Annotated in this window: 12 protein-coding genes; 6 read left to right on the top strand and 6 right to left on the bottom strand. The window is 68.5% G+C overall.

From position 1 onward, the window contains the following. Positions 1 to 3: 3 nt before the first annotated feature. Entirely contained in the window at positions 4 to 1,116 is a 1,113-nt protein-coding gene (locus tag M1L61_RS00570; protein ID WP_241885780.1) for a serine hydrolase domain-containing protein, read from the top strand. Here the strand turns inward: M1L61_RS00570 and M1L61_RS00565 are convergent. Beyond that, positions 1,073 to 2,179: an SDR family oxidoreductase gene (locus tag M1L61_RS00565; RefSeq protein WP_043397836.1), complete on the bottom strand. Its 1,107-nt coding sequence runs from the start codon at positions 2,177 to 2,179 to the stop codon at positions 1,073 to 1,075. The genes M1L61_RS00570 and M1L61_RS00565 overlap by 44 nt on opposite strands. A 195-nt stretch (positions 2,180 to 2,374) precedes the next feature. Between M1L61_RS00565 and M1L61_RS00560 the strand changes: the two genes are divergently transcribed. Beyond that, a complete protein-coding gene (locus tag M1L61_RS00560; protein ID WP_049408932.1) occupies positions 2,375 to 2,683 on the top strand; it encodes a hypothetical protein in 309 nt (102 codons plus the stop codon). Here M1L61_RS00560 and M1L61_RS00555 read toward each other — a convergent pair. Then, complete coding sequence (locus M1L61_RS00555; RefSeq protein ID WP_248854177.1) at positions 2,661 to 3,716, bottom strand: DNA topoisomerase IB; 1,056 nt, start codon at positions 3,714 to 3,716, stop codon at positions 2,661 to 2,663. The two genes, M1L61_RS00560 and M1L61_RS00555, sit on opposite strands and share 23 nt — an antisense overlap. A 111-nt stretch (positions 3,717 to 3,827) precedes the next feature. On the opposite strand from M1L61_RS00555, the gene M1L61_RS00550 reads away from it, so the two are divergent. The 3 genes from M1L61_RS00550 to M1L61_RS00540 all read left to right on the top strand — a co-directional run bounded on the left by M1L61_RS00550 (position 3,828) and on the right by M1L61_RS00540 (position 10,353). Then, positions 3,828 to 4,217 (top strand): I78 family peptidase inhibitor, encoded by a 390-nt coding sequence (locus M1L61_RS00550; protein ID WP_029380146.1) that lies wholly within the window; start codon positions 3,828 to 3,830, stop codon positions 4,215 to 4,217. Positions 4,218 to 4,391: 174 nt separating this feature from the next. After that, positions 4,392 to 8,846 carry a glutamate synthase large subunit gene (gltB, locus tag M1L61_RS00545; RefSeq protein ID WP_049480401.1) on the top strand — a complete coding sequence of 1,485 codons (4,455 nt, stop codon included), beginning with the start codon at positions 4,392 to 4,394 and terminating at the stop codon, positions 8,844 to 8,846. Between the two features lie 61 nt (positions 8,847 to 8,907). Beyond that, the gene (locus tag M1L61_RS00540; RefSeq protein WP_248854176.1) at positions 8,908 to 10,353 is read left to right on the top strand and encodes an FAD-dependent oxidoreductase; all 1,446 of its coding nucleotides are present in this window, start codon (positions 8,908 to 8,910) and stop codon (positions 10,351 to 10,353) included. Here the strand turns inward: M1L61_RS00540 and M1L61_RS00535 are convergent. Beyond that, a complete protein-coding gene (locus M1L61_RS00535; RefSeq protein WP_043397826.1) occupies positions 10,339 to 12,747 on the bottom strand; it encodes an ATP-binding protein in 2,409 nt (802 codons plus the stop codon). The two genes, M1L61_RS00540 and M1L61_RS00535, sit on opposite strands and share 15 nt — an antisense overlap. A 167-nt stretch (positions 12,748 to 12,914) precedes the next feature. Between M1L61_RS00535 and M1L61_RS00530 the strand changes: the two genes are divergently transcribed. Further along, a complete protein-coding gene (locus tag M1L61_RS00530) occupies positions 12,915 to 13,781 on the top strand; it encodes a methylglyoxal synthase (RefSeq protein WP_010487313.1) in 867 nt (288 codons plus the stop codon). A 291-nt stretch (positions 13,782 to 14,072) separates the two neighbouring features. On the opposite strand, the gene M1L61_RS00525 is transcribed toward M1L61_RS00530, so the two are convergent. The 3 genes from M1L61_RS00525 to ttcA are packed head-to-tail and all read right to left on the bottom strand — an operon-like array spanning position 14,073 to position 16,786. Then, positions 14,073 to 14,852: a SprT family zinc-dependent metalloprotease gene (locus M1L61_RS00525; RefSeq protein ID WP_010487316.1), complete on the bottom strand. Its 780-nt coding sequence runs from the start codon at positions 14,850 to 14,852 to the stop codon at positions 14,073 to 14,075. A gap of 59 nt (positions 14,853 to 14,911) precedes the next feature. Then, positions 14,912 to 15,817, bottom strand: a complete 906-nt coding sequence (locus tag M1L61_RS00520; protein WP_005411825.1) for a recombination-associated protein RdgC — start codon at positions 15,815 to 15,817, stop codon at positions 14,912 to 14,914. 36 nt (positions 15,818 to 15,853) lie between these two features. Further along, a complete protein-coding gene (gene ttcA / locus M1L61_RS00515; RefSeq protein WP_029550675.1) occupies positions 15,854 to 16,786 on the bottom strand; it encodes a tRNA 2-thiocytidine(32) synthetase TtcA in 933 nt (310 codons plus the stop codon). Between the last annotated feature and the right edge of the window lie 47 nt (positions 16,787 to 16,833).

Here is a 16,833-nt window from a genome sequence, read left to right as displayed (position 1 = left end):
CTCATGCTCATCAGTGCCCTGCCCTTCGCCGCGGTGTCTGCCAACCAGGACCAGGCCAACGACCAGACCCGCCGGCTGATCCGCCAGATCATGCTGGACGAGCGCATCCCCGGGCTGCAGCTGGCCGTGGTCAAGGACGGCCAGATCGTGCTCTCCGAAACCTATGGCTTGGCCAACGTGGAGAACGGCGTGCTCGCCTCGCGTGACACCCGCTTCCCGCTCAATTCAGCCACCAAGGCTTTCACCGGAGTCGCCATCGCACAGCTGGCGGAGCAGGGGCGACTGGAACTGGATGCACCCGCCTCGCGCTACCTGCACGATCTTCCAGCGGCATGGAAGGATGTACGCGTGCGCCAGCTGCTCGACCATACCTCGGGCCTGCCGGAAATCCTCGATGCGAATGGCCTGCTGGGCGGTGGGTCCGAAGCGCAGGCATGGGCGGCGGTCACCGTGCGCCCTGTCGAAGCGCCACCCGGGCAGCGCTTTGCCTACAACCAGACCAACTACGTGCTGCTGGCGCGGATCATCGCGCAGCAATCGGGCATGTCCTACGAGCGCTTCCTCACCACGGGCCAGTTCAGCGGCGCACGCATGGCGCGCACGACCTTCGGCGACAGCTACGACCTGATTCCGGATGTGGCGACGATGTACAGCCTGGCGCCGCGCGCGACCGATGCCGCCGACGCTCCGCCGCGCCTGTCGCACTGGTTCTACGACATCCCGCCGAGCCTATGGGCCGGCGGCGGCATCCTCACCACCGCCGACGACACCGCACGCTGGCTGGTCGCGCTGACCGAAGGCCGCCTGCTGCAGGACCACTCACGGCGGCGGATGTGGTCGGTCGAGCCTCTGGCCGATGGCCGCGCCGGTCCGTGGGCCGGCGGCTGGCCGGTGCTGCAGGCAGCGCCCGACCTGCAGGTGGCCGGCATCGGCGGCGCGCGCTCGGCCTTCGTGGTCTACCCCGCGCGAGGCGTGGCGGTGGTGGTGCTGACCAACCTGGTCGGTGCCAATCCGCAGCGCTTCATTCCACGCATCGCCGATTTCTACACGCCTGCCGCGACGGCTGCGGGCCTCATCCCCGCGGCCCGCCCATCACCGGCAGGATCACCCCGCTGATGTAACTGGCACAGACCGGCGAAGCCAGGAACACATAGGCGGGCGACAGTTCTTCGGGTTGTGCGGGCCGCCCCATGTCACTGTCCTTGCCGAACTCCGCAACATCCTCGGCCTGCTTGTCGGCGGGGTTCAACGGCGTCCACACCGGCCCCGGCGCCACGCAGTTGACCCGGATGCCACGTGGCAGCAGCTGGCTGGCCAGCGCCTTGGTGAACGCATGGATCGCGCCCTTGGTGGCCGAGTAGTCGATCAGCGCCTTGCTGCCGAAGATTCCCGTTTCCGATCCTGTGTTGATGATGCTGGCACCCTCGCCCAGGTGCGGCAGCACCGCGCGCGCCATCTGGATGTAACCGCCGATGTTGGTCTGCAGGGTTTCCTGCAGATGCGCGTCTTCCAGGTCTTCCAGCCGCTCGCAATGCAGCTGGAACGCGGCGTTGTTGACCAGGATGTCGATGCCGCCGAACGCCTTGGCCACCTGCTTGACCGCCTTGTTGCAGAAGCGCGGATCACGCACATCACCGGCGATCACCACGCAGCGGCCGCCTTCGCGCTCCACGTGCTGGCGGGTGATGTCCGCGTCCTCGGCCTCGTCTAGGTGCAGTACCGCCACATCGGCGCCTTCGCGGGCGAACAGTACTGCCACCGCACGGCCGATACCAGAATCGCCACCGGTGATGATCGCGCGCATCCCCTGCAGCTTGCCGCTGCCGGCGTAGTCCGGTGCAAGGAAACGCGGCGCCAGCTCCAGTTCGTGTTCATGCCCAGGCTTGGCCAGCTGCTGCGCCGGCATCGCCTCCGGTTGCCGGCGCGCACCGGCCTGGGTCGCGGTCTTCTTCGTTGCTTTTTTTGCCGCGCGCACGTCCTTGGCCTTTTCTTGATCCTGCAGGCGCCGCTGCCGGGCCGCGACGCGCGCTGCGCGTGGATCGCTGGCGGCCGCCTTGCGGGTGGCAGTCTTCACCACGCGCGGGCGATCGGGGGCGGCGACAGTCTTGCTTGCGGTGCTGCCTTTGCGCACCTTGGGCGAGGCTTTGCGGCGGACGGGGGCTTTCTTGGTGGTGGCCATGCAGGTCTCCTCGGGAGGGAAAGGGGCTGCCGGCCAGCGGCCGGCACTACCGGGGGCGGCCCTTGCCGCTCCTGCAGTGTCTCCACCCACGCTGTTGGCGGCGGTGAGCGCGCCGTGTCCACGATGTGCACGGCATTCATTCCGCCACCACGTCTGACGTCGCACCCTGCACGCAATCAAACAAGGAATGCCTCCATGAAACATGCCATCGCCACCGCCGCCGCCTGCTTTGCCCTTGCCGCCTGCAGCAGCACGCCCATGGCGCAGGTGCAGCCGATCGACGGCGTCATTTCCGGGCAGTGCCACAGCGACATGGTGCGCGGCGCACTCGGCCTGGCCGCTTCGGACGCCACCGTGGCCCGCGCACGCGTGGACAGCGACAGCCTGCACGTGCGGGTGCTGCGCCACGACGGCCCGCGGGTGCCACCGGCGCACGAAGGCGGCGACCGCCTGACCATCGAAAAGGGCCGCACCAACAACATCACCGCAATCTACTGCGGCTGAGCCGGCGCGCCCTGCGCAGCACGCGCAGGGTGGCCTGTTCCCACTGGCGCGGCCCGCGCAGGCCGGCCAGTTTCGCCAGTTCACCGCGCTCCCAGCCGGCAAACACGCACGGGTCGATGTAGGCCTTGCGGCACACCGCAGGCGTGTTGCCCAGCAGCGCTGCCACCTCGCACACCACCGCGCGCTGCGCCTGCGCCAGCGCGCGCTGGCTGGCCGGTTCCGGCAGCTCGGTGGCGGCAAACGCCTGCACCGCCGCCACCGTGCCGCCCCAGGTGCGGAAGTCCTTGGCAGTGAAGTCCTCGCCCATCACCTCGCGCAGGTAGTCGTTCACCGCGCCGGAATCCACCGGCTGCAGCGCACCGTCGTCATCGCGGTACTGGAACAGCGCCTGCCCCGGCAACTGCTGCAGGCGCCGCACCAGCAGCCCCAGCCTGCGGTCGCCCACGGTCACCTCCTGCAGCTGCCCGGACTTGCCGCGGAAGCGCATGCGCACCCGGCCCCCCTGCAGCAGCTCCAGATGGCGGTTGCGCAGTGTGGTCAGACCGAACGAACGGTTCTGCTGCGCATAGGTTTCATTGCCGACCCGCACCAGCGTGTCGGCCAACAGCGCGACCACCATGGCCAGCACTTTTTCCTTCGGGAACCCCGGCCGTTTCAGATCCCGCGACAACCGCCGCCGCAGCGCGGGCAAGGCCTCGCCAAACGCAATGATGCGGTGGAACTTGCCGGCATCCCGCTCTTTGGCCCAGTCGGCGTGGTAGCGGTACTGCTTGCGCCCGCGCGCATCGCGGCCGGTGGCCTGCAGGTGGCCGTTGGCGTGCGCGCAGATCCACACGGCGGTATACGCCGGCGGAATCGCCAGCGCACGGATGCGCTGCAGGGTGGTGGCGTCGCGTATCGCGTGGCCGTCAGCATCGCGGTAGCTGAAACCCTTGCCGGCGCGGCGCCGGCTGATGCCCGGCTGAGTGTCGTCGACATAGCGCAGGCCGGCCGCGCGCGCGGCCTGTCGTTCGGGGGTGGAGGGAGTTGGCATGCCTGTAGTGTCGCTGTCGCCATGCCGCGATCCTGTCGATAACACAAGACAAACACGTGAGGGCCGGTTCGCCGCTATGCTCGGGTCTTCACAACCCCTTCCGGAGTCATGATGTCGTTCCCGATTCGCGCCCGTTCGCTCTCCGCCCTGTTGCTGCCGGCCGTGCTGGCCCTGACCGCCTGCCAGGCACCGGCGCTGGATGAACAGGATTCGGCCACGGCCCATGCCCAGCAGGCCGCCGAAGCCGCCAAGGCGCCGGCCGACGAAGCCGGCAAGGCCACCGAGGCACCGCCGGTCGGTACCTGCGATGCCAGCCAGGTGCAGAGCCTGGTCGGCCAGGCCTACACCGATGCACTGGGCAAGCAGGCACAGGAAGATGCAGGTGCCAGCCAGGTGCGCGTACTGAAGCCCAACGACGTGGCCACGATGGAGTTCCTCGGCGACCGCCTGAACATCGAAGTGGACGCCAAGGGCGCCGTCAGCGGCGCGCGCTGCGGCTGACTCCGGCCCCGCGCCGGCACTGGGTTGCCGGCGCGTTCTGTTGCACCTGCAACCGTGTATTGCGGCGTTGCAGCAACCTGTGATCTAGTCGAGGCATCCGGTGGCCTCACGATGCGCTCCAGGGAATGAGCGGGGACGAGTGTCGCCGCCAACCCTATACGCATCGAGGTAGAGATGGCCCCCCGCAACCGCCAAGGGCTTTACGACCCGCGCTCCGAGCGCGATGCCTGTGGATTTGGCATGGTCGCCCAACTCGACGATCAACCATCGCGCCTGTTGGTTGACACCGCCATCGCCGCGCTTTCGCGCATGACCCACCGTGGCGGTGTCGCCGCCGATGGCCTGACCGGTGATGGCTGTGGCCTGCTGCTGCGCCGCCCCGATGCCTTCCTGAAACTGCTGGCCAGCGAAGCCGGTATCGCGGTCTCCGCGCGCTTCGCCGCCGGCCTGGTCTTCCTGCCGCACGACGCCGACGCGGCGCAGGCCTGCCGCGCGCAGCTGCAGGCGCAGGTGGAAGCGGTGGGCTGCAAGGTTGCCGGCTGGCGCGAGGTACCGACCGACGACAGCGTCTGCGGCCAGCTGGCGCGCGACACGCTGCCGCGCATCGAACAGGTGTTCGTCGACGCCGGCGTCGGCCAGGATGATGCCGGCTTCGCGCTGGCGCTGTTCCTGGCCCGTCGCCGCAGCGAGCAGCTGCTGCGCGAACACACCGACTTCTACGTCACCACCCTCACCCCGGATGCGATCAGCTACAAGGGCATGGTGCTGCCGGACAAGCTGAGCCGCTTCTTCCCCGACCTGCAGCGCCGCGAACTGGCCTCCAGCGCCATCGTGTTCCACCAGCGCTTCTCCACCAACACGCTGCCGCGCTGGCCGCTGGCCCACCCGTTCCGCATGCTCGCCCACAACGGCGAGATCAACACCATCGAAGGCAACCGGCGCTGGGCGCAGGCGCGCAGCAAGGTGTGGAAGACCCCGCGCTTCGACATCGCCGAATTCGATCCGGTCATCTCCATGCACGGTTCGGATTCGCAGAGCCTGGACAACATGCTGGAGCTGATGGTCGCCGGTGGCATGGAGCTGATCCAGGCGCTGCGCATCCTGGTGCCGCCGGCCACGCAGTCGCTGGAATTCAAGGACCCGGACCTGGCCGCGTTCTACGAATTCCACGGCCTCAACAGCGAGCCGTGGGACGGCCCGGCTGGCATCGTCGCCTGCGACAGCCGCTACGCCGTGTGTACCCTCGACCGCAACGGCCTGCGTCCGGCGCGCTGGATGCTGACCGCCGACCGCCACTTCCTGGTCGCCTCCGAAGCGGGCGTGTGGGAAGTGCCGACCGAGCGTGTGGTGCGCAAGGGCAAGCTCGGCCCAGGCGAAATGGTGGCCATCGACCTCAAGCGTGGTGACCTGCTCGACTCCGACGCGGTGGACCGCATCAACCGTGGTCGCGCGCCGTACAAGCAGTGGTTGCAGCAGGGCGTGACCTACCTGCAGACCGAACTGATCGACCCTTCGCTTGTGGAAGAACCCTTCGACGAAGGCACCCTGCGCAGCTACCACAAGCTGTACCAGCTCAGCAGCGAGGAAGTGGAACAGGTGCTGCGGCCGCTGGCCGAGACCGAGCAGGAAGCCACCGGCTCGATGGGCGACGACACGCCAATGGCGGTGCTGAGCCAGCGCAGCCGACCGCTGTACGACTATTTCCGCCAGGCCTTCGCGCAGGTCACCAACCCGCCGATCGACCCGCTGCGCGAGGACTGCGCGATGTCCCTGTCCACCCAGCTCGGCAGGGAGACCAACATCTTCCACGCCGGCCCCGAGACGGTGAACCACGTCATCCTCAATTCGCCGGTGCTGAGCCAGCGCAAGCTGCGCCAGCTGCTGAAGATGGACCAGTACGTGCAGGCCAATCGCCTGCTCGACCTGTCCTACAGCGAAGACGAGGGCCTGCGTGCCGGCATCGAGCGCATCTGCGCCGAAGCCGAGCAGGCCGCACGCGACGGCATGGTGATGCTGCTGCTGTCCGACCGCTACCCGGTGGCCGGGCGGCCGATGGTGCATGCCCTGCTCGCCACCAGCGCCATCCACCACCACCTCTCGCGCCTGGGCCTGCGCTGCGACGTCAACCTGATCGTCGAGACCGGCACCGCGCGCGACCCGCACCACATGGCCTGCCTGCTCGGCTTCGGCGCCACCGCGGTGTATCCGTACCTGGCCTACCAGACCCTGTTCGATCTGGGCCGCCGCGGCATCCTCAAGCTGAGCAAGGGCGGTGAGCAGTCGCAGATCGGCCGCCGTTACCGCAAGGGCGTCTACAAGGGCCTGTCGAAGATCATCTCGAAGATGGGCATCTGCACCGTGGCCAGCTACCGCGGCGCGCAGCTGTTCGAGATCATCGGCCTGGAACCGGACGTGGTGGACCTGTGCTTCCCGGATACCGCCTCGCGCATTGGCGGCGCCGGCTTCGCCCGCCTGGACGCCGACGCGCGTGAGCTGTGCGCGCAGGCCTGGGACGCACAGCAGGACGTGGATGTTGGCGGCCTGCTGAAGTACGTGCACGGCGGCGAGTACCACATGTACAACCCGGACGTGGTGACCACCCTGCAGCGCGCGGCGCGCAGCGGCGACCCGCGTGCGTGGCAGCAGTACTGCGATGCCGTGCATGCACGGCCGCCGTCGGCGCTGCGCGACCTGCTGGAACTGGTTCCAGCGGCCACGCCCGTGCCGCTGGACGAGGTCGCCCCGGCCAGTACCCTGTTCCCGCGCTTCGATACTGCTGCGATCAGCCTGGGCGCACTGTCGCCGGAAGCGCACGAGGCGCTGGCCATTGCCATGAACCGCCTCGGTGGCCGCAGCAATTCCGGCGAAGGCGGTGAGGATCCCGCCCGCTATGGCACCGCAAAGCGCAGCAAGATCAAGCAGGTGGCCTCGGGCCGCTTCGGTGTCACCGCTGAGTACCTGGTCAACGCCGAGGTGCTGCAGATCAAGGTCGCGCAGGGCGCCAAGCCCGGCGAAGGCGGCCAGCTGCCCGGCCACAAGGTCAACGAGCTGATCGCCCGCCTGCGCTACGCGCGCCCGGGCATCGGCCTGATCTCGCCGCCGCCGCACCACGACATCTATTCCATCGAAGACCTGGCCCAGCTGATCTACGACCTCAAGCAGGTCAACCCAACCGCGCTGGTCTCGGTGAAGCTGGTCAGCCATGCCGGCGTCGGCACGATTGCCGCGGGCGTGGTCAAGGCCGGCGCGGACCTGATCACCATTTCCGGCCATGACGGCGGCACCGGTGCCTCGCCGGTCAGCTCCATCCGCTATGCCGGCGTGCCGTGGGAACTGGGCGTGGCCGAAGCGCACCAGGCGCTGCTGGCCAACGACCTGCGTGGGCGCACCCTGCTGCAGACCGACGGCGGCCTGAAGACAGGCCTGGACGTGGTCAAGGCCGCACTGCTGGGTGCCGACAGCTTCGGCTTCGGCACTGCGCCGATGATCGTGCTGGGCTGCAAGTACCTGCGCATCTGCCACCTCAACAACTGCGCCACCGGCGTGGCCACCCAGGACGAACGCCTGCGCGAGAACCACTTCACCGGCCAGCCCGAGCGCGTGGAGAACTTCTTCCGCCTGCTGGCCGAAGAAGTGCGCGGCTGGCTGTCGTACCTGGGCGCGCGTTCGCTGGAAGAGGTCGTCGGCCGCACCGACCTGCTGCGGCAGATCGAGGCAGCGCCCCGTGATGGAGTGCGCGTGGACCTGTCACGCCTGCTGGCCGACAGCCGCTACGAGGGCAGCCATTGCGCCGCGCAGCGGCTGTACGAATCGCCGGACAGCCTGGCCACGCAGATGGATGGCCTGCTGGCCCCGGCCATCGAGCACAAGCGCGGCGGCGAACACCGCTTCCTGATCCACAACACCGACCGCAGCATCGGCACGCGCCTGGCCGGTGCAGTGGCGCGCGCGCACGGCAACCAGGGCATGGCCGAGGCGCCGCTGGAACTGCGCTTCCGCGGCAGCGCCGGGCAGAGCTTTGGCGCGTTCAACGTCGGTGGCCTGCACCTGGAAGTGGAAGGCGAAGCCAACGACTACGTCGGCAAGGGCATGGCCGGTGGCCGCCTGGTGGTGCGCCCGCCACGTGGCGCCCGCTTCGAGGCACGCAGCACCGCGATCATCGGCAACACCTGCCTGTATGGCGCCACCGGGGGCGAGCTGTTCGCCGCCGGCCGCGCGGGCGAACGCTTCGCGGTGCGCAATTCCGGTGCACTGGCGGTGGTGGAAGGCGCCGGTGACCACTGCTGCGAGTACATGACTGATGGCGTGGTGCTGGTGCTGGGCAAGGTCGGCCTGAACTTCGGCGCCGGCTTCACCGGCGGCCTGGCCTACGTGCTGGACGTGGACCGCGATTTCGTCGATCGCTACAACCACGAGCTGATCGACATCCATCGCGTCTCCGCCGAGGGCTTCGAGAACTACCGCCAGCACCTGCACCGCCTGATCGGCCGCCATCGCGAGCTGACCGGCAGCATCTGGGCGCAGCAGATCCTGGACGAGTTCCGCGATTACATCGGCAAGTTCTGGCTGGTCAAACCGAAGGCCGCCAGCATCGAGTCGCTGACCGAAACCCTGCGACGCGCTGCGTGATGTTTTCCGGTAGTGCCGGCCGCTGGCCGGCAACGTTCCCCCTCGCATTCCAGAGCCCGCCATGAGCCGCAAGCACGCCTTCCAGTTCCTCGACCTGCCCCGCACCATGCCGCAGCGCATTCCGGTGGAACTGCGCACGTCCGGCGACTGGGGCGAGCTGTACGGCAAGTTCGGCAAGGAAGACGCCCAGTACCAGGCCGGCCGCTGCCTGGACTGCGGCAATCCTTACTGCAGCTGGAAGTGCCCGGTGCACAACGCCATTCCGCAGTGGCTGCAGCTGGTGCAGGAAAACCGCATTCACGAGGCGGCCACGCTGTGCCACAGCACCAATCCGCTGCCGGAAGTGTGCGGCCGGGTGTGCCCGCAGGACCGGCTGTGCGAAGGCAGCTGCACGCTGGAAGAGTTCGGTGCGGTGACCATTGGCGCGGTGGAGAAGTACATCGTCGATACCGCGCTGGCCAGCGGCTGGCGCCCGGACCTGGGCGCGGTACAGCCCACCGGCCACAGCGTGGCGGTGATCGGCGCCGGCCCGGCCGGGCTGGCCTGTGCCGACCGCCTGGCACGCGCTGGCATCACCGCCGTGGTCTACGACCGCTACGAACAGATCGGCGGCCTGCTGCAGTTCGGCATTCCCAGCTTCAAGCTGGACAAGGACGTGATCCATCGCCGCCGCGAAGTGCTCGAGGGCATGGGCGTGCAGTTCCGCCTCGGTGTGGAGATCGGCCGCGATGTCAGCGTGCAGCAGTTGCTGGACAGCCACGACGCCGTGTTCGTCGGTACCGGCGCGTATCGCTACACCGATGGTGGCCTCGACGGCCAGGACCTGAAGGGCGTGCTGCCGGCGCTGCCGTTCCTGGTGCAGAACAGCCGCATCGTCGGCGGCGATGATCCGCAGGGCCGGCCGATCGCCGGCTGGGAAGACCAGATCGCCCTGCCCGATCTCAACGGCAAGCGCGTGGTGGTGCTCGGTGGCGGCGATACCGGCATGGACTGCGTGCGCAGCGCCGTGCGGCTGGGCGCAGCCAAGGTCACCTGCGCCTACCGCCGTGACGAAGCGAACATGCCCGGCAGCGCGCGCGAAGTGGCCAATGCACGCGAGGAAGGCGTGCGCTTCCTGTTCAACCGCCAGCCGCTGTCGATCGAGGCCGGTGCTGATGACGAAGTGATCGGCGTGACCGTGGTCGAGACCCGGCTGGGCGAACCGGATGCCAATGGCCGCCAGAACGCGGTGCCGATCGAGGGCAGCGAATCGCTGCTGGAAGCGGACGTGGTGATCATCGCCTTCGGCTTCTCACCGACCTTGCCGGCATGGCTGTCCGAGCATGGCGTGGAAGGCCAGTCCAACGGCCGCATCGTGGCCGGCGGCAAGGACCGCCTGCCGTTCCAGACCGCGCATCCGCGCCTGTTCGCCGGTGGTGACGCAGTGCGCGGTGCCGATCTGGTAGTGACCGCCGTGGCCGAGGGCCGCGACGCCGCCGCCAGCATCGTGCGGCTACTGGCCCACTGAGTCCGGCACCAGCAGTACCGCCAGCAGCGCCCGCAATACGTGCGGCTCCACCGGCTTGGCCAGGAAGTGGTCGATGCCGGCCACACGACAGGCTTCGCGGGTGCTTTCCATCACGCTGGCCGTGAGCGCGATGATCGGCACCTGCGCGCGCGCCGGGCAGGCATCGGCGCGGATCGCCCGCGCCAGTGCAAAGCCGTCCATGCCCGGCATGTGGCAGTCGGTAATCACCAGCTCGAACGGCTGCGCCTGCCATGCTGCAAGCGCCGACCGTCCGTCGGTACAGGCGTGGACCTGCAGCCCGAGCGCACACAGGCGTTGCTCCAGCAGATGCAGGTTGGTGGGATGGTCTTCAGCCACCAGCACGCGCGACGCCGGCAATGGACGCTCGTCCGCAACCGCCGCCGAAGGTGCAGCCACGGGTGCCTCGCAGGCATCCAGGTCCAGATCCAGCCAGACCGTGGTGCCTTTCCCGGGTGAGCTGCGCAGCTGCAGCTCCGCGCCCATCGAGGTCGCCAGCTCGCGGCAGATCGCCAGGCCCAGCCCACTGCCGCCAAAGCGCCGTGTGGTCGAGCGCTCCGCCTGGGTATAGGCGGCGAACACCGCCTGCTGGCGTTCCTCGCTGATGCCCACGCCGCTGTCGCTCACCTGCAGGCGCAGCCGCTGGCCGCCGTCACGCTGCTGCAGTACCTGCACCTGCAGTTCCACGTGGCCCTGCCGGGTGAACTTCAATGCGTTGCCGGCCAGGTTGAACAGGATCTGGCGCAGGCGCAGGCCGTCGGCCAGCGATCCCGGCTGCATCTCCGGATCCAGCACCACCTGCAGGTGCAGGCCGCGGCTGGCGGCCACCGGCATCAGCAGTTGCTGCACCGCGCGCACCAGTGCCGCCAGATCGATGGGCCGCAGCTGCAGTGGTGCGCCCTGCAGGCGCTGGCTGTGCAGGACATCGTCGAGGATCTGCCGCAACATCCGCGCGGCATCATCGACCGTGGCCAGCACCTGCTGCTGGCGCGCCTCCAGCCTGCTGCCCGCCAGCCGTTCGAGCATGCCCAGCAAGGTGCTCATCGGGGTGCGGATCTCGTGGCTCATCGTTGCCAGGAAGTGCGCCTTGGCCTGTGCTGCCTGTTCGGCCTGGCGGCGCGCGTCGGCCAGCGCGCGGGTACGTGACTGCACCTCGCTGACGTCGATCCAATAGCCGCTCCACTCGACGTCGCTGTCGTCGCAGGGCAACGGCCGCCCATGCGAACGCACCCATCGCCACCCTTGTGGCGAACGGGTGCGGAAAGTGACGTCGATCGGGCCACGCGCCAATGCAGCCGTCTCGACACAGGCCATCACCTGGCTGCGGTCATCCGGATGGACCGCGGCCAACAACCGCTGGTGATCGATCCGCGCGGTCTCCACGCTGATTCCGAACAGGGCCTGCACGTCACCAGCGATCTGCGGAAAGCTGTAATGGCCGCCCGCCGACCGACGCGCCTGGTAGACCACCGCTGGCAGGTTCGCAGTCACCTCCTGCAGGCGCTGCTCCACTACTCGGCGGCGCACGCTTTCGCGATGCACCCGCCAGTAACCGTAGGCATGTACCAGCGCCAGGGCGAGCAGGATCAACGAGGCCGGCACCAGCCAGCGCAGGGGCGACGATGACGGGGAATTACGCGGCCGGTCCGGCAGCCAGTCCGCGCGGATCTGTTCGCGCTCGGTATCGGTCAGCTGCGACAGCGCGTGCTCGAAGCCGACGATGACATCGGCGCAGGCGGGCGTGGTCGCCAGCACCAGGGCATCATCGAAACCGGCCGGCGCAGCGATCAGCAGTGCATCGCCCTGGTAGCGGCGCAACGCGGCCTCGACGTCGCCGAGGTTGGCGACGACCGCATCGATCAATCCGGTGCCCAGCAGCGGGAGCGCATCGTCCAGCGCTGCCGGTGGCAGCAGCTGTGCACCCGCTGCCTGCTCGGCCAGCAGCCCCTGCAGCGGCATCCGGCTGGGGCTGGCCACGGTTCGTCCACGCAGATCTTCCAGGCCCAGCACCGGCGGCGTACCCTCCCGGCGGACGATCACCTGTGGCAGCTGCAGGTAGGGCGTGCTGGCCACCCACCCGGCGGGCAGCTGCGAGCGTGGCCACCCCAGCAGCGCCTGGGTGCCGGCCGGCAGCTCATCCCGGTCCACGCTGGCGGCCGGCACGGGCAGCAGCTGCAGTGGCCGTTGCCGGCCCAACAGCTCCAGGTACACCGCGCCGAGCCCCCGTGCCTCACCCTGTTCGCTGGACGACAAGGGTGCGCGGTCGGAAGGCCAGGCGATGCGCAGCGGTGTCCTGCAGCCCGTGGCGGAGGCCGTGGCAGGCAGCAGCAGGCTGGCCATGACAGCAATGGCTGCCGGGAAGCCGGCGACATTCACGGTAGGCATCCTCATCTCGCGGGCGGAAGGAACGGCCGCGCTGCGGTACCGCTGCCTGCCACGCTATCGACGTGCGGACCGACGGCAATGAAGAAAGTTGTAAAAGCATCCAGATAGGGGAATGCCGACATACACTGCCGCCTTCACCCGTAACTGCGGAGCGTTCGATGCGCATCGGCCTGGCTGCCAACCGTCTTCATCACCACGACGCGCGCGCCGCGCTGTTCCGTTGGCTGCGCAGCAGCGAGGCCGGCCTGCGCGAGCTGGGCGTGTCGCTGCATGCGGTCGGTCGCACCCATGACGCGATCGAACGACAGGGCTTCCTGGCCGGGTACGCGGGCCTGCACCGTTATCCCTACGGTCGCGAGGGTGGCCTGATGAAGCTGGTCGCCGAAGTCGTTGGCATGGGTCCGGATCGGACACTGGATGGCGCGATCTACCTGATCGACCCGGTCGATCCGTCCTCGGTATTTCCGGAAGCCACGGCGCTGAAGCGCCAGTGCGTGATTCACGGCAAGCCGTTCATTTCGACCGTGGCCACCGCACGCGACTGGGTCGAAGTGGAGCGCGTCCACGCCGGGCTGGCGGCAGACGGCGGCGCCGACGACCTGCATGCGTTCGAAGGCCAGACGCTGGCGCTGATCGCGCACGATGCGATGAAGCCGGCGATGCTGGCCTTCGCCGATGAGCACTTCGATGTGCTGGCCCGGTTCGGTGAGCGGGTGGCGACGGGCACCACCGGCCAGCGTTTGAACGAACTGGCCTGGAGCCGGGGCTGGCCACGTGATACGCCGTGGGTGACGCGCTACCAGAGCGGCCCGATGGGCGGTGATGCGCAGATTGCCGACCGGGTGCTGGAGGGGCGCTGCCAGCGTGCGATTTTCTTCGAGGATCCGCACGTGGCGCGCCAGCATGAGGCGGATATCCAGCTGCTGGAGCGCGCGGTGACGACGGTGACCGATCAGGCGGTGTGCATTACGGCGCCGCGGGTGGCGGCGCGGTGGGCGGCGGCGGCGGCGCTGCGGGCGGGGTGAGGGTTTCGGCCAACGGCTGAGCCCTTCGTGGTCGGTGGGTCTGCACGATCATGAGGTTGGCCGGGATGGGTGGAATTGCGGGGGACGCCGTAAACCCGTCCCTGGGGGCTTGGCCGCGGCATCCATGCCGCGGACACCCCCGCAATCCCACCCATCCCGTCCTTCGACAGTTTCCGGTGTGCCCACCACGGAAGAAAGAAAGAAGAGCAGGAGCGGGTCGCGCGCTTCTGTAGAGCCGAGCCCACGCTCGGCTGCATTCAACGGCAGCCGAGCGTGGGCTCGGCTCTACAGTTACAGAAGCTGGCGAAGCATCGCCTTCAGTCGCCGCCCTTCCAGCTGGAAGTAGTCGCGCTGCTCGCGCCAGGCGGGGAAGCGTTGTTCCACTTCGTGCCAGAACGCGGGCGAGTGGTTGGGCTGGATCAGGTGGCAGAGTTCATGCACCAGCACGTATTCGAACGCTTCCGAGCGGCCCAGCACCAAGGCCAGGTCCAGTGCCATGCTGCCGTCGGGGGCCAGTGAGCCCCATTGCGAGGACATCACCTTCAGCCGCAGGCGGCTGGGTGCGCGCGGCAGGGTGGGCAGGTACTTCGGCAGCCAGCGCCCGACGTCGGCGCGGGTCTGGGCTTCGTAGAACTCGCGCAGCAGACGGCGCAGGGTGGCGTCACCACCACGGGTGGGCCACTGCACGCAGGCGCCGTGCGCGTCGATCTCCAGGCGCGCATAGCGGCCTTCCTGCCAGCGCAGTGGCAGCAGTTCGCCGCGCAGGGGCAGCACGCCGTCTTCGCCGGGCTGCAGCGGCGCCGGCAGGCCCTGGCCCTGGTACTGGCGCAGCTGCAGTGCAAGCCAGTCGCGGTGCTGTTCCAGGAAGCGTTCGCCCATCGCCAGGCTTGCCCGCGGCGGCAGGGTCAAGCGCGCGCCGCGCTCGTCCACGCTCAGCTTGATGCGCCGTGCACGCGGATCACGCACGCGCAGTACCTCGATCTCGGCATCCTCCAGGCGCAGGCGAACGGTGTCGCGCTGTACGGTGGCGGGCGGGGTCGGGCTGATCAGGCGGCGCAACAGACGGCTCATGCACCCAGCATAGCGCTGCTTCGGGCCGCCGGATGACCGGCGGCCGTCGGGCTGCCTGTTCAGTCAGCCTTGCTGAGCTTGAAGGCTTCTTCCAGCAACAGGAACAGGCGGCGGATCTCGGCGCTCTGCAGGGCGAAGCGGGCGTCGAACTCGGCGCGGCGGCCATCTTCGTCGGCATGCTCCAGCTGGTCCAGGGCACCGTCGAGGAACTTCAGCTTGCGCACGATCAGGTCGTCGCCGATCACGAAGGACAGGTTGTCCTCGAAGATCAGCGCCAGCTTGGTCACCTGCTTGCCGGCGTCCAGGTGCTTGTCGATCTCGTCGCAGCGCAGCTCCTGGTGCTGGCACTTGACCACCGCGCCACCTTCCACCGGGTCCTTCATCTCGCACTCTTCGCCCAGGCTCAGCCCGGTCGGCAGCGGCTCGCCGGCGATCCAGCCGGTCAGGATCGAGCGCGGCGCGACTTCGGCGTTCAGCGGCATCGCCGGGAAGCTGCCGAGCAGGCCGCGGATGTCGGACATGAAGTATTCGCCGGTCTTGCGGCTGGAGGTATCCACTGCCACGTAGCCGTGCTGCAGGTCGATGAAGGCGTCGTTGCGCGAGGACTTCACGAAGGCGCGCGGCAGCAGTTCATGCAGCAGGTCGTCCTTCATGCGCTTGCGCTCGCGGCCACCCGGGCGGCGGCCTTCCTTCTCCTCGATCTCCTCCAGCTTGCGCTCGAGCAGGTCGTTGACCACCGCCGCCGGCAGGATCTTGTCCTCCCCGCCCACGGTCAGCCACAGGTGCTCGGCGATGCGGTGGGAGAGCAGCTCCTTCTCCTCGCGGCCGAACGGTGAGATGAAACCGCGCGAGTTCATTTCCAGCGCGCCGACCGGCTTCAGCAGGGCGTGCGGCAGCAGGGTGTCGACTTCGGAAAAATCGGTGGTGGTCGGGAAACGGAAGAACGTCAGGTTGCGAAAGAACATGGAATTCCGGATGGCAAAGAGGAAGGGCGGCCGACCTTAAACGGCGGGCGTCTCGGGATCTGCGTCGGCGTCGGCCGGGGAACCGGCCAGCCAGGCATGGGCGTCGGGCAGCGGCGCGTCGTCGCGACGGCCCAGCGCCATGAAATCGAACAGGGTGGTGTCAGCCAGCTGCGAGGGCCGGACTTCACTCATGGCGCGCGCGATCTGCTCGATGCGGCCCGGGTGGTCCTTCTCCCACTGCTTCAGCATCAGGCCGACCTGGCGGCGCTGCAGGTTCTCCTGGCTGCCACACAGGTTGCAGGGAATGATCGGGAACTGGCGCGCCTGCGCGTACTCGACGATGTCACTCTCGCGCACGTAGGCCAGCGGCCGGATCACCACATGCTTGCCGTCGTCGCTGCGCAGCTTCGGCGGCATGCCCGACAGCTTGGCGTGGTGGAACAGGTTCATGAAGAACGTGGCCACCATATCGTCGCGGTGGTGGCCCAGCGCGATTTTGGTGAAGCCATGGCTTTCGGCGTAGTTGTACAGCGCACCACGACGCAGCCGCGAGCACAGCGAGCACATCGTCTTGCCTTCCGGAATGACCCGGCTGACCACCGAATAGGTGTCCTGTTCGATGATGTGGTACGGCACGCCCAGCCCTGCCAGGTACTCCGGCAGCACGTGCTCGGGGAAGTCCGGCTGCTTCTGGTCCAGGTTCACCGCCACCAGCTCGAACGGCACCGGCGCCTTCTTCTGCAGCTGCAGCAGCACGTCCAGCAGGGTGTAGCTGTCCTTGCCGCCGGACAGGCAGACCATGACCTTGTCACCGGCTTCGATCATGCCGAAGTCGGCAATCGCCTCACCGACCTGGCGGCGCAGGCGCTTGGCCAGCTTGTGCTGCTCGCGCTCGGCCACGCGCGGATCGCGGGCGGCGCGCGGCTGGGAACGCGGCAGGGGATCGGGAAGGGAAATCACGGCACTCATGGGTTCCATTCTAACGGCTCGGAGCGGCCACGGCCGGGGGGCGGGAT

Origin of the sequence: Stenotrophomonas sp. NY11291 (assembly GCF_023277365.1) — a bacterium.
Lineage (GTDB): Bacteria > Pseudomonadota > Gammaproteobacteria > Xanthomonadales > Xanthomonadaceae > Stenotrophomonas > Stenotrophomonas geniculata.
This window is presented reverse-complemented; position numbering and strand designations above follow the sequence as displayed.